10 protein-coding genes are annotated in these 13,964 nt (G+C 42.8%); 7 read left to right on the top strand and 3 right to left on the bottom strand.

What is annotated here, in order from left to right:
• Positions 1-195 precede the first annotated feature (195 nt).
• Positions 196-936, bottom strand: coding sequence for a Uma2 family endonuclease (locus WN50_RS12980; protein ID WP_046280818.1), 741 nt, complete (start codon positions 934-936; stop codon positions 196-198).
• Between the two features lie 57 nt (positions 937-993).
• Between WN50_RS12980 and WN50_RS12975 the strand changes: the two genes are divergently transcribed.
• Together WN50_RS12975 and WN50_RS12970 are read left to right on the top strand one after the other, a co-directional pair.
• The gene (locus WN50_RS12975; protein WP_046280817.1) at positions 994-1,908 is read left to right on the top strand and encodes an ABC transporter permease; all 915 of its coding nucleotides are present in this window, start codon (positions 994-996) and stop codon (positions 1,906-1,908) included.
• A 455-nt stretch (positions 1,909-2,363) separates the two neighbouring features.
• The gene (locus WN50_RS12970; protein WP_049559358.1) at positions 2,364-3,851 is read left to right on the top strand and encodes a TldD/PmbA family protein; all 1,488 of its coding nucleotides are present in this window, start codon (positions 2,364-2,366) and stop codon (positions 3,849-3,851) included.
• 192 nt (positions 3,852-4,043) lie between these two features.
• Here WN50_RS12970 and WN50_RS12965 read toward each other — a convergent pair whose 3' ends face one another.
• Both WN50_RS12965 and WN50_RS12960 read right to left on the bottom strand, forming a co-directional pair.
• Positions 4,044-4,907, bottom strand: a complete 864-nt coding sequence (locus WN50_RS12965; RefSeq protein WP_082172432.1) for a sulfotransferase domain-containing protein — start codon at positions 4,905-4,907, stop codon at positions 4,044-4,046.
• A gap of 260 nt (positions 4,908-5,167) precedes the next feature.
• Positions 5,168-5,521, bottom strand: a complete 354-nt coding sequence (locus tag WN50_RS12960) for a hypothetical protein (protein WP_046276460.1) — start codon at positions 5,519-5,521, stop codon at positions 5,168-5,170.
• A 130-nt stretch (positions 5,522-5,651) separates the two neighbouring features.
• On the opposite strand from WN50_RS12960, the gene hpsA reads away from it, so the two are divergent.
• From hpsA to WN50_RS12935, 5 genes are all read left to right on the top strand, one after another.
• Positions 5,652-10,670 (top strand): hormogonium polysaccharide biosynthesis protein HpsA, encoded by a 5,019-nt coding sequence (gene hpsA / locus WN50_RS12955; RefSeq protein ID WP_152964793.1) that lies wholly within the window; start codon positions 5,652-5,654, stop codon positions 10,668-10,670.
• 21 nt (positions 10,671-10,691) lie between these two features.
• Positions 10,692-11,303, top strand: a complete 612-nt coding sequence (hpsB, locus tag WN50_RS12950; RefSeq protein WP_152964792.1) for a hormogonium polysaccharide secretion pseudopilin HpsB — start codon at positions 10,692-10,694, stop codon at positions 11,301-11,303.
• A 30-nt stretch (positions 11,304-11,333) separates the two neighbouring features.
• Entirely contained in the window at positions 11,334-12,329 is a 996-nt protein-coding gene (gene hpsC / locus WN50_RS12945) for a hormogonium polysaccharide secretion pseudopilin HpsC (RefSeq protein ID WP_046276458.1), read from the top strand.
• An 89-nt stretch (positions 12,330-12,418) separates the two neighbouring features.
• Entirely contained in the window at positions 12,419-12,958 is a 540-nt protein-coding gene (locus tag WN50_RS12940) for a pilus assembly FimT family protein (protein WP_046276457.1), read from the top strand.
• A gap of 173 nt (positions 12,959-13,131) precedes the next feature.
• Positions 13,132-13,812, top strand: coding sequence for a pilus assembly FimT family protein (locus WN50_RS12935; protein WP_046276456.1), 681 nt, complete (start codon positions 13,132-13,134; stop codon positions 13,810-13,812).
• Positions 13,813-13,964 lie beyond the last annotated feature (152 nt).

The raw sequence follows: 13,964 nt of genomic DNA, 5'->3' as shown, positions 1-13,964 counted from the left end.
GCATATTAATGTTGGGGAAACAGGAAGAGGGGGGCGGGTTTATGTAAATTGTTGCTGAGAAAGCATATATTTTATTAGAACCCGCCCCTACATATTAATGTCGGGAAAACCGCTAGACGGGGGCGGGGTTATCTAGGTTCTTGCTGAGAAGACATATATTTTTGTAGAACCCGCCTTTACAATATTTCCCGTCAATTAGCTGTTTTTTTCAGGATCAATTCCTGCGGATCGTAATAACTCCTCTAACCTTGTTGCTCGTAAACGTTCCTGTTCTAATTGTTGTTCGGCTTGTTCTGCTCGTAAACGTTCCTGTTCTAACTGTTGTTCAGCAAGTTCTGCTCGCAAACGTTCCTGTTCTAACTGGTTTTGAATCTCCAAATAAGTTGAAAATAATTTTCCATCAGGATGATATAATTTAAGGTCAGTTTCCGATAATTCAAAACGAATTTGTAATCGAGGACTCACCCAATTGTTGACATCATCAATCACATCTAAACGTTCATCCGTTCGTAGCCAACCACTCAAATCATTTTTCTGAGGATCATACAAATAATATTCTTCCACCCCATAACGATCATAAAAAACCTGCTTTTTATTCATCTCTGTTAACCTGTTACCGGGAGAGAGAATTTCAAAAACAACTTGGGGTGCAATATTTCCTTCATTCCACTGTTGATAGGAACCTCGATCCCCTTTCGCCACTCCAAACACAACCATAATATCAGGAGCTTGACGAATTTTATTATTACCTTGAACGGGATACCAGAGCAAATCTCCCGCCACAAATACAGCCGGATCGTTTGCAAATAGCCACTCTAAGTTATAGTAAAGAGTGAGAATCCAGCGAAACTGAATGGTATTGTCTGACATCGGTTGACCATCTCGTTCGGGATAAATAACCTCTGAAGAAGTCTGAGATTCGAGTTGAGAAACCATGATGATTCTCTCCTAATGTTCTTCTTTCTATCTTAAGGTAAATTTAAACGTTTAGACATGACTGTAATTAATCAATCTCAATCTAATCTCACAAAACCTCGAACCCTGTGGGGTGATGCTTGGCGACGATTTAAACGGGATAAAATGGCAGTTTTTGGTTTAATAGTTTTACTTGTAATTATTATTGCTGTTGTCTTTTTGCCGTTAATTTATACAACACCGATTGATAAAATAGACTTTGGAAATTCTGCATCTCCGCCCAGTTGGGAACACCCTTTTGGAACCAATGATCTCGGACAAGATCAACTCGCTCGAATGTTAGCAGGTGGACGAATTTCTTTGACGGTTGGTGTGGCGGCGATGATTGTTGCTATTTTTGTGGGAACATTAATCGGAGCGATTTCAGGATTTTATGGGGGAATGATTGATAGTGTATTGATGCGAATCACCGATTTATTTATTTCTTTGCCTCAACTTCCGTTATTATTATTAGTAATTTACCTCTTTCGAGAACCGATGAAAGCCATTGCAGGGCCAGAAGTTGGCATTTTTATGTTAATTGTATTGGTGGTTGGTGGGTTAACTTGGATGTCTGTTGCGAGGTTAGTCAGAGCCAGTTTTCTAACAACAAAAGAAATGGATTTTGTCATGGCGGCGAAAGCGATTGGTGCAAAACCTTCTCGTTTAATTCGAGTTCATATTCTCCCCAATGTTCTCAGTCCGATTATTGTTGCTGCAACTTTAGCCGTCGGAAATGCGATTATTACCGAATCAACGCTGAGTTTTTTAGGATTAGGATTTCCCCCCGATGTTCCCACTTGGGGGCGAATGCTTTTTGATGCTCAAAACTATCTTGAAACGGCTCCTTACATGGCATTATTTCCGGGTTTAGCAATATTTTTAACGGTTCTTTGTATTAACTATGTGGGCGATGGTTTAAGAGATGCACTTGACCCCCAATCTAAACGATAAATTATATGATGTCCGACTAATCAATAATTATTCTGTAGGGGCGGGTTCTACAATATCTTTGATTGCTACTGAGAGATTTAGATAAACCCGCCCCACCCCATAACAGAATTAATAAACCGGACATAATATTAGTTGATAAATTCAACTAAATAAACAGTTCATCCACCGAACAACGAAATCCTGGTAAACTTGATTCGGTGTTGTTTGAGTCATGGGTGAGACTCCTTGGGGGGTTTAATGCTATTTTAGATGAAATTTAGAATGGATGCTAAAGAAACCGGGTTTCTTGTTGGCGATCAAAGCCTGAAATGTTTAATTTCCCTTGAGAAACCGGGTTGATGTGTCAGTCTTGTTACCGAAAATTCACCCTAAATGTTACCCTGAAACTGTGCAAATCGGCTGAAAAGGTTTAACATATATAAACTACAATATTTAGAGAACTCAAAAATCACGATATGGTACTTGCACCGACTCGCCAAACAACAACAGAATTAGCGACGCTTGCTATTGATTTAATTCGTCAAGCTGGATGTGAATATGGAGATGTTCGCTTCTGCACTTATCGTAAACAAAACCTCTTTGCTCGCGATCGCTCTTTGAGTCGGATCGAAGATAATATTAGCTCAGGTTTTGGAGTGCGAGTTCTACTCAAAGGCGCTTGGGGGTTCGCTGCGAGTCATCGAAAAACACCCGAAGAAGTGACGCGAATTGTCAATTTAGCGGTTGATATCGCCAAAGGAAGCCGTCTTTCTCTACAAAATCCCGTGCAGTTGGTTCCCGTTGAAGCGTACAAAGATAGCTACATTACACCGATTGAAATTGATCCGTTTACAGTTCCCATTGCTGAGAAAGCCGATTTTTTACTGAATATCAATGAACGGTTACTCGCCTACGAAGAACAAGGCATCAAAAAAGCCATGTCTTTTCTACAATTTACCCAAGAAGATAAACTCTTTGCTTCAACTGTAGGTTCGGTAATTGAACAAACCATTTACCGCAGTCATCCCAGTTTTAGTTGTACCGCAATTGCTAATGGAGATGCACAAAGTCGCGGTTATGAACGTCCGCCTTTGAACCGGGGTTATGAACATATTGATATCGCTGATTTAAACAATCAAATTGATCGAGTCGCCCAAGAAGCGATAGAAAAAGTTAACGCTCCTACAGGGCCGTCTGGCATTCGTTCAACGCTGATTTTAAAGCCCTCAAACCTCTATTTAACGATTCACGAATCCGTCGGACACCCAACGGAATTAGACCGGGTTTATGGCTATGAATCTAACTTTGCAGGCACCAGTTTTGCCACAACCGATCAACTGAATACACTCCAATATGCCGCCCCTTGGGTGAACTTTAAATGCGATCGCACTCAAGCAGGAGGACGCAGTACAATGGGTTATGATGATGAAGGCGTTCCGGCGCAAGATTGGTATGTGGTAAAAGACGGAATTTTAGTGGATTATTTAACAGATCGCGAAACCGCTTATCGACTCGGACGAGTCAGCAGTAATGGTTGTGCTTATGCCGATAGTTGGTCAAGTGTGCCGATGGTTCGTATTCCCAATTTAGGCTTAGAACCAGGGCGAGAAAATGACAGTCATACTGCGAGTTTAGCAGAGATGATTGCTGATACTGAAGATGGGATTTTAATTGATGGAATTGGCAGTTTTTCTATCGATCAACAACGGCGAAATTTTCAATTCGGAGGCGATGCGTTTTGGCAGGTGAAAAACGGTAAAGTTGTGGGAATGTTAAAAGATGTCCCCTATCACGCCATGACCACAGAATTTTGGAATAAAATTGATGCAATTGGCCCTGAGTCTGAACGGGAACAATTGGGAACAAGTTACTGTGGAAAAGGTGAACCCATGCAACTCGCCCAAATGACTCATGCTTGTGTTCCGGTACGAGTGCGAGACATTCATATTGGCGGCGCATCTTAAACTAATACCCATTTCAGATTCTGAATGTGTAGTGACGAAAAAGCGATAAGATTGAGAAAATCTCTAGCCGGACCAAAACACATTACCAAAACACATTCGGACATTTTTGTGAAGGATAAACTCACCACAAAGGCACAAAAACACAAAGATTTGCTCTCAGTATTCTCTGTGTCTTTGTGTTTTTTCTATTTATTAATCCCAATCGTACTGAATACCTAAATATTCATAAAGCTGTTGATTTTTGGGTTGAAAATAATTCACTAATTTTTGTCGAGTTTCTGGATTAAGCGTTGAATATTGATTCCGGTTATATTTTTCAAAGGTTTTAGGATACCATTCAGGCAAACCCAAAAAATCGAGTGTTTTTTTGTAAACTAGGGTTGGATTTATTAACAAATCATCAATGGAAAGAATTAAAAATTGTTCGGGTTTAAAAACCTTTTGCCATTTTTGAATTTGAGAGAGATAAATTCCCCGTGAAAGATAAGAATAATGCTGATAATTATAACTGTTATACGAGGTATTTTGCATCATTTTGTCTACTTCTTCTGCGAGTCTCTCGTCTTCTTGGGAAATTGCATCTTCAAAGGATAATATTTTTTCAAAGCCCAGCTTGACTTCATGCTGATAATGAGAATAAGCTCGGTCTATAGGATTTCTCAGCAGAATGATTAATTTAACATTGGGTAAGATTTTGGCAACTCTTTGAGCAACTAAGGGATGAAAGATATAATAGGGAGTTGCTTCTCCGGTGATAAACTTTTGTTTTTTGAATATGGTTTGATAATACTTTTTAAACCCCGTCGGAAAATAGCTGCGATACTCCGTCAAACCCTGGTCAAAATGCTGATCAAAAAAGTGAACTTCTTTGGTATAAGCCGGATAAATACAAGGATGTTGAATCAGGTAATTATAGAGTGAGGTTGTTCCACCTTTCTGAACCCCAATAATTAGAAAATCCGGTAATACTCTCAGAGGATCGGTGAACCATTTATAAACGGGAGTATGAGCGTTTGGACGGGGGTAAGGGGGTTCCAGGTGAGGGGGTTGATTCATGTTTTGCAACCTGGGAAAGTAGGATTGGGGAGAATAGGTTGATTTTAGCGCGAATTGAATTGACAGGTTGAGGAGGGGTTAGGGCCAGGGCTGTTTCATTCTCAACCAGAAATTTGATGACCTAACCCCCCAACCCCCTTCCCTACCTCTCCCTAGCCCTCTCCTACAAGGAGAGGGAAAAGGAAAAAAGTTTTTTATTTGGAAGGAGGAGTAATTAATAGTTTTAGACATTTAATAATAAAAAAATACTCCCCTCTCCATTAAATAATAGTCCCATTAGGGACACCATTTCCCTCTCCTCGTAGGAGAGGGGTTGGGGGAGAGGTTCTAAGCAAATGTTTATCGACGAGCGAAACAGCCCTGGGAGGAGCGGGGGGTTGAGGTGAACTTGCCGATATTTCGGTGAGGATCGCGTCTGAGGTGATCAATTTTTTACCAAAATGGGGAATACTGACAGTTAGAGTGAGGCAAATCACTTGTGAAGTTGGGATTGCTGCTACCATTCTAACTGTGGGGTCAGACAAGTTGAGGGCCTGTTCCTCGGACTGACCCAACACCGAGCCTGTTAGCGTTCCGGGTTTGAGAAATCCCTCGATTGGTGCAGAATAAAACAATAAATCTCAATTTTCTACAATTGATCTGAATTCTGGGTGAGAGATATTAGTGATCGCAAGTATGGGGAACGCAACGGCTCGATAACCACTCTTAATAAACTTATTTAGGCTGTAGGTCAGGAAGGCGTCTATGTCTACGCGCAAAATGATCCAGAATTTTCAATTACTGTTGATGGCAATGCAAAAATTCTACCGCCAAACCGTCAGACGATTCCGGCGATCGCTTCTGAGAACTTGGATGAAAATGAACCAACGCGATCGCTACGGTCGGGCGGGGTTTGTTTTACCAACGGTTACAATGGTGTTATTGGTGGTGGTATTGTTAACAATAGCGATTACCCTGCGATCGTTTCAACGCTCACAAATGGCTCAGTATCGTAGAGTAGATGAAGCCGTTTTAGCCGCAGCATCTCCCGCCCTGGATCGGGCAAGTGCGAAATTAAAAGATGTTCTCTTTAACGGAGGTAACGGACTATTACCACCTCGGGAAACACCGAGCGAGTCATTAATTTATGAGGCTCTTGTTGCAATAGATCCCCAAAACAATCAGGACTTTTACACTTTACCAGATGAGGAGCGCCTGGTCATTGAATACGATACCGAAAACAATGGTATAGATAACGATGTTGATAATGTTAGTAAACCCCTAGAAAATCGGGATCAACTCAAAACAGCCTGGCGCTTCCCGGTAGACACAGATAATGACGGTTTTTTTGATAGTTTCAACTACTACGGTATCTACCTCCGCACACCTGGAACTAATACTACCAATAATGGCGCTCAAAGAGCAAGAAGTCCAATTGATGCGAGGACATCTCCTATCAACTTAGATCAGACTGACTGTGCGAGTATCACCACAGTTGCGGGTCTGGTGGGTGAGAGCGGTTGGGAAAAAATCGAAGGTGACTTAAAGAAAGCCTTCTTTACCTACACCACAACAGTACCCATTACCCAGGAAGATATTGATAACGAAAATTTGGTTATTAAGAATAATATTGGACCAGAAGATTACGAACCTTATCAAGGTACGGCAGGTTTTTTTGCCCTAGAATATCAACAAGATTTTACTCGAAAACCGTTATCTAATAACGCTGTTGTCTACGAAGACGATCTAGATATTTCATCCTCCCCGACGTTTAACTTAAATGGAAGGATTGTTACAAACAGTAACTTGCTAGTTTCTCCTCGCGGTGGAGACCCGATTAGACTCTATCAAGTCAGCGCTCCAGCCTCCTGCTTCTACAAAGCAGAAAACAGTAAAATAACAGTTGCAGGTAATGTTGTCGTCGGGATTGTGGATGGTACCGATGCGAGAAATGTCGATGTAGACTTATTTCGACCCGGAGCAACACCTGCGGCAAGCACATTAACCAACAATACAGACTCAACTGGAAACAGTGCCTCGCAGGTTCTCTACAATAATCAGGCTTACGAACAGCGCATTGAAGCTTTAGATGGAGCTTCTGGAACCAATGATGCAGAACATTTTCAAGAAAGAACTCGAAAAGTACCTTTTGCAGAGGTAGCCGCCGGAACGCCAGCAACCGCAACCGTTGACGCTTACGGCACGAATAACGAGGAGGGGCCGGCAGATCCTGCCATGCTTCCGGTTCAAAATGATGGTGTTACCGCTAATGGTACGGGTATCACGCTCAACTCCCAACTTCCCGCTACCGAACCCAAAGATGATCCCAAATTTGAGAACGGGGAACAGAGAATTGGCGATCGCATTGCCGTAGGAAATAATTTACCGGCCCGCTATTTCTACGACGGCTCTTGGAAAGGTGCCGATGCTCCAATGAACATACAAGGTGCCGTCTGGACTGATACGGGCAATCCCCGCTACCGAAAAACTCAAGTTCAGCCGTTACCGCAGGTTGACGTGATCGATCGCGATGGTGAACTCGAACAACGTGCCGCCTTACAACCGGACGATCCCAAAAAGGGCGCATATGGAGGTCTGCGGGTGATCACCGGTGCGGGAATTTACGATCGCAGTAAATCGTTTTTGCCTCCTCCGGTTCCCGCGACAATGACAGTGGGAGGTAATACCTACAACGTGGTGTGGCCGGATACAATGCCGATGTTTCCTCCTTTAATGGGTAATGGAGCAACACCCCCCTCATATCAACGAGTACCAAGCTCTGAAGTCTATGACAACAGTAGCCTTTACAATGCAGATGGTTCGCCCCGTTCAAACTTCACAACCACTATTAGTGATACGACTTCCGAATGGGTAACGACACCGACAACCGCACCAAGCGGTAACGCTCAGTATGCCAGGGGCGATCTGCGGATGCGGGCAACGGCAGTTTATCACTACACCGAGAATACAACTCCAGATACAACAGACCCAACACTGACTCAACAAGAACCGATCGCCTGTGTTAGCAGCTTCTACGATCCCACAAATGCTTTAACTGCGAAGAATGCTGCAACTTCCGGTAGTCTAAACTTGACCGGGACCTGGAATGATGATCCTCTCGGTCACTCCAACAATGGTATCGTTTATCCCTGGGCGCCTGCACGTGGGATCGGCGATAGTGATGCGGATTTGGTGAGACAAGCAAACTATATTTTTCCCGATGGACGTTTAGCAAATCCCCTATTACGTGAGGCTCTCAACAATACCGGAACTCGAACCCTTTCACAGCAAGCTGCGGTTCACTCTGCCAAATGTGCTTTAGCCATTACCCGAGCAGAAGAAGTAACGCTGACCTCGATGAGGCCTGATAATTCTATAATTCCTCACGGGGCGATCAGCGAGATTAGCTTCTTGGATGCCAGAGAAGTTAAGGCACTAGATGAGAATGATCCTGCTACTGATGTTGATGAAACATTTAGCCTTCTCGTCAACCCTGACGGTACTGCTGCTACTGGCTCCAATAGCCCAAACCTAACAACAAACTACCGTCATCCTCTCGAAGATCGCTATCCCCTGGAAGTTCGGGCGACCCAAATCGATCTGGATCTGTTGAGAAATACCTCGATCGCTCAAACCGTGACGAGCGGGCCGAGCGTTGGAGGAGAATACCTTTTACCCTTGAGCGGTATTCTTTACGCTTCTCGTGAAGACGCATTACCTGACCAAAGTAATCCCTCGTTTCTCAAGCAAAGTGCTGCTGACTTTATTATTGATCCGAGCCGTCGTCCTAATGGCATCTTGCTGATCAATGGAGAGGGACTGGCTCGAAATGATGGAGATGGAGACGGTCATAACGATGACGCACGTAGTACAGATGATGTACTGCAAGAGAAAGGTTTGATTTTTGGTACCAATGCACCCGCCTACATTTGGGGCAATTTCAACTTACATCGAGGAAGAAGCGTGCCGCTTCCTGGTCAAGATCCCCAGATCGTGAGAGTCGAGGAATTTAATCAATTAGTAGACGCGAACAATTGGCAGGGAACCTTTTATAACCGAACCAATCTTAATGATCAATTTGCCTGTCGTCCCAATGACAACCGCCTACCAAATTGTACCCGGGGTGATGCTTGGCGTTCTGCAACTATCATTGCTGATTCGATTAGTTTATTGACCAGAGATGATAACGATCTGAGTCGAGGTTTCCGGTTCGGGTTCCGCAACGAAGGAGATTTTGACCTGAGAAATAATGTGGGGAACTACGTTATTCTCGGTTATGACTTGGACGGAGATAATACAATTTCCGGGGGTCCTTTCAGTGAAGCAACCTACGGCATTGACTTAAATGGAAATGGCGATCCCACCGATACAAATGTCCAAGAAACACAAGTAACAGCCAAAGCTGCCCGCGAACTGAATGGCTTCAATGCTTACAACGATTTTGCCGTGAATGGCTTAAGTAGTGGAGCTTTATTCGACACCGATGAGGATGGTACTTTCGCTGAAAGTTACCTTGATGTACGCTACAGCACCCAAAACAGTAGCAACAATACGACTTTTCGGGCGAACAGTTCCTACTTCAATAACTTTGTGACTCCGGTTCAGCGTCGAGTGCAATTTTCAGAATATGTGATGGAGATGTGCTTGAAGTTGCCTGTCTCTGCTTGTCAGCCAAATGATTGGTTTGTGATTGATGGTAGTGGAGGTACGACCCCAGCATCTGGTTTGATCGGAAGTATCACTTATCCTGGTGATATTGAGGGGTCTGGTACAACTGCTGTTCCTCCTCTACCTGAATATCAACGTTTTCCTCGTCGTGTAGCATTTTTAAGAAACAGTAGTGAGGAGCTAGAACTTGATAGTAGTAGTCCTATTCCTTTGGGGATCAATGGCAGTAGTATTGCTTGTTATGACTCAGCAGGTGGTACATATAGTGACTCAGCAGGTACTCGATATAGTAATCAGAGCTGTTCAGGTTTTAATAGCGGCACAACAGGCCCTACAACAACAGCTAATAGCTTATGGTTTCAAACTCGTGATCCAGCAAGTAATAACAAGAGATGGAGTGTTAACCCACTCTGGTATTACGACCCAGCTAACCTCAATACTTCACGCACATACAGTACAACCGTTCAGCAACCCCTGTTAGTACCCGTTCTGCAAATTCACGCGACTGACATACAAAATCCTCAGAACAACTACCCTCTCGGTCAAAACGTTCAACTAAATACCTGGTGGCTGCCCAGAAGTGCGAATGCAACAACCTATAACTTTGTAGCGGCAACGGGTGATACTCCCGCACGACCCAATGAGTTTAACGGAGGTTTGCAAAACTTGGTTCGTTTCCTCGAAAACTTTGGAGTTGATCCTAATAAAAACACAACCAATATTCTGGGTTCGTTCATTCAGATCGGTCGTAGCAACTACGCTACAGCACCATATCAGTCTTTGAGAAACGTTAATAACCTCAACCCAGCGACAATATACGGTAACAATAACTGGCGAACCTACAGAACCGGGAACTCGGGTGGTCGTACTCCCTTCTTCATTGCACCGAACCGGGCTTGGGGTTTCGACGTGGGTTTACTATCTCAGCCACCGGACTTGTTTACTGACCTGTTCACCGTTCGACCTTCGAGTATCGAACCCAATGAATACTTCCGAGAAGTTAATCGAGATGATCCTTGGGTAGAAAGCTTATTATGTTCCAAGCGATATACATCAGGCCAAGGTGCAGGTGCAAACGCCGTAAATAATTCATATTTACCCCGTCGTGGATGTTAGGAGTTCTAGGAGGAAAACAAGATGATGCCATTGAAAAAACAATCGAGTTATTCTCGTTCTAGCGAGTCCGGCTATAGCCTGATTGAAGGATTAATCGCAATATTGATCGTGTCCTTCTTGGCGAGCGCCATTGCTCCGATGATCGCCTGGACAGTTGGAACCCGCGCCCAAGCCAAAAGAATCGAACTGGCCGCCCAAGCCGGCAGAAGTTACCTCGATTTTCTTAAAGCCAATCCAACCGTTGCTAATTTTCCGGGTAATACCTCATTAGATGCACCCGAAGCTAATCAATTAAATGCAGACTGTACTTCTGAAGATGGTTATTGCAACAATAACAATCAGTTATTTTGCGTTAACTTTGATGAAAATCCGGGCTGTCAGACCGACAGTTTAGCAGATATGGTTGTTCAACCAATTATATTGAATGGTGATGCTACAAACGGATATGCGCTAGGACTTCGAGTTTATCGTGCTTATTCTTTTTCATCAGGAGTTGGGGCGCTTAGTACAGATAGACAAACAACGAGTATAACAACGGCTTTGGGCAATGTTCAAGCGCCTTTAACAACAATGACAACAGAAGTGTTACCCGATGGTGCAGGATTTGAAGCGCTTCAGCAACGATTGCAATAACCCCAATTCTGATAAAAGGAAGAATTTACGATGAAAAGCCTGCTCCGATTTTTGGTTATAAAAAGAAACTCTAACTTGCAATATTCAGAACCGACTAAAAATGATAGTGGGTTCACGATGATTGAGTTATTGGTTGGAGCAATTTTAACATTTTTAATCATATCTCCTTTAATGGGATTTGTGGTTAGTATTCTCAATGACGATCGCGTTGAACAAGTCAAAACAACGACTGATCAAGAAATGAAAACAGCATTGGACTATATTACTGAGGATGTTAGTCAGGCGATTCATATTTACAATCAAACAGGCGTGACGGCGATCGCTAATCAGCTTCCTACTGTCGCAAATGGAACTCCCATCCTAGTCTTTTGGAAACGACAATTGATTCAGGATGCCCTTCCTGTGGTATCCACCAATCAACCTGTTGACTGTGTTGATAATAATTATAGAGACTGTAACGATACCTTTGTATTGTCTCTGGTAGCTTACTACCTGATAGAAGGGAATAATGACAATACTTGGTGTCAGCCTCAAGGTACAGCCGCAGCTCAATGTCCCTCTCGAATTGCTCGGTTTCAAATTCAAGATGGTGTAGACTGGAGCGGAGGTACGTGTGAACCCAATTCAACAGAGTGTCAACAGAGCCAACGAAGAGATGCGGGGTTTGAAGCACCCGATGATCTTAAAAAGGCTCCAAATACCTGGACTAAAACGGCAGAAGCCTATACTAAAACTCCAGAAGTATTAGTCAATTACATTGATCAGAGTACGGCTAATGTTCCGGCTGCACCCAATTGTCAAAATATACTCAGTTCAACTACCGCAGAGATTCTAACGACCAACTCTAACAGCTTTTTAGCTTGCGTTGATACCGAGCAAAACTTAGCCTATATCTCTCTGAGAGGAAATGCTTTGCGTCGGTTTAAAACCAATGCTAATGATATTGTTTACAATGCTGACAAAACAGCTTATTTTCCCACATATAGCACAACTGTTAAGGGAATCAGCCGCTTGGGTGGGGATTAGTTGAAATTAGATTAGATTGAGCTAACTGTTTCAATTTAGACCAACATAGATAAACCGTATTCACTCAAACTAGAATCCAAAAATGAGCCATGAAAACTTATTTTTTAAGAGAGAGTTTCAGAAATAAAAACCTAAGAAAAATTCATCACTCTGAGTCAGGATTTTCTCTAATTGAACTGGCGGTTATCGTTGTGATGATTGGAATTTTTTCAGCGATCGCTGCTCCCGCTTGGGATGTTTTTGTGAGCCGTCAAAGAGTAGGAGCCGTTAATAATCAAGTGTCACAGGCGTTGCAAAGCGCACAAGCAGAAGCGAAACGAACTAAGCAAAATGTAGAAGTTACTTTCAACTTCAATTCTCCTACAGTTGATCCACCAACATATACTTTAAATGGCGTAAACCCACAAAAGTTAGATATAGGCGGTGAAATTCAAGAGGAAATGATCACTCTTTCTCCAGATGCAGCTCAAATTACCTTTAATCATATAGGAGCAGTTGAAAATACAAACGTACCCTTTAAAATTGTAGTTGCTCCAGCCGGAAGTACCAATTCATCAAGTCAACGATGTGTGATTGTTGAAACCATTTTAGGTGCAATGAGAACGGCTGAAGGTAGTGATTGCCAATAATGCAAAATCGGAAGCGGTATAATGGGCTTCAGACAATGTGTAAAAGTTGTGAAAATATTAGGTGCAATGATAACTGCTGAGGGTGATGATAATCAAACCGGATGCCCGGCTAATTAAGAGTTGATGTAAGATAGAATTAATCATTTTTAATTCTGAATCAGGGCTGCAACTCAATGAAACCAAACACGCGATTAAAATGCGATCGCCAGATTTCTCGTAAGCCTTTTACCTCCCTCGCCTCAAGTTCAAAAGTTAGATATACCACTGGATATACTATAACTGAAATTCTATTAGTTGTTGGATTAATTAGTATATTTGCTGGAATAGCTGTTCCCGCTTGGATGGGTTTCATTAGTCGTCAACAACTGCGTACAGGTGCAACCCGAGTGTATTGGGCGATGCGAAGCGCTCAAAGTGAAGCCAGACGTCAGAAAACCTCTGTTCAAGCCACGTTTCGAGAAGAAAATGGTAGAATTCAACTAACCGTTCATCAACCGAATATTTTACCCGCTAATATTTCTGATGCAGCTTGGGAAACGCTTCCTCGCGGTGTTGAAGTTGATAAAGGACAAGATGAAACAACCCTCCGCAAAATTAACCCAGCGACAAACCAAGTTACAACTGCTGACACGAATTATTATCGCGCATTATTCAACTATAAAGGCTGTCCAGTTTATAATCCCAGTAATGAATGTACCCAAACTTCTATACAAGCAAAAGGACGCTTAGGACTCAAACACAAAAACTTAGAAAAGTCAAAACGTTGTGTGATTATTTCGACTTTAATTGGAGTAGTTCGTACCGGACAAGAACAGCCCAGAAAAGAGCCAGGAACGGATCGATTTTGCTATTAAATTCTACACAGTTATCAATTCTCAGTGTTTTCAGCAATCGCTTGTAACCTGCACGGTACTTGTTCACTGTTCACTGTTCACTGTTCACTGTTTAAACCGCCCCACCCCCAGGGCTGTTTCAAAGTCGATAAACATTTGCTTAGAACCTCTCC

The sequence above is a fragment of the Limnoraphis robusta CS-951 genome, from assembly GCF_000972705.2.
Note: the sequence above shows the minus strand (reverse complement) of the source record. Positions and strands in the feature narration are given on the sequence as shown.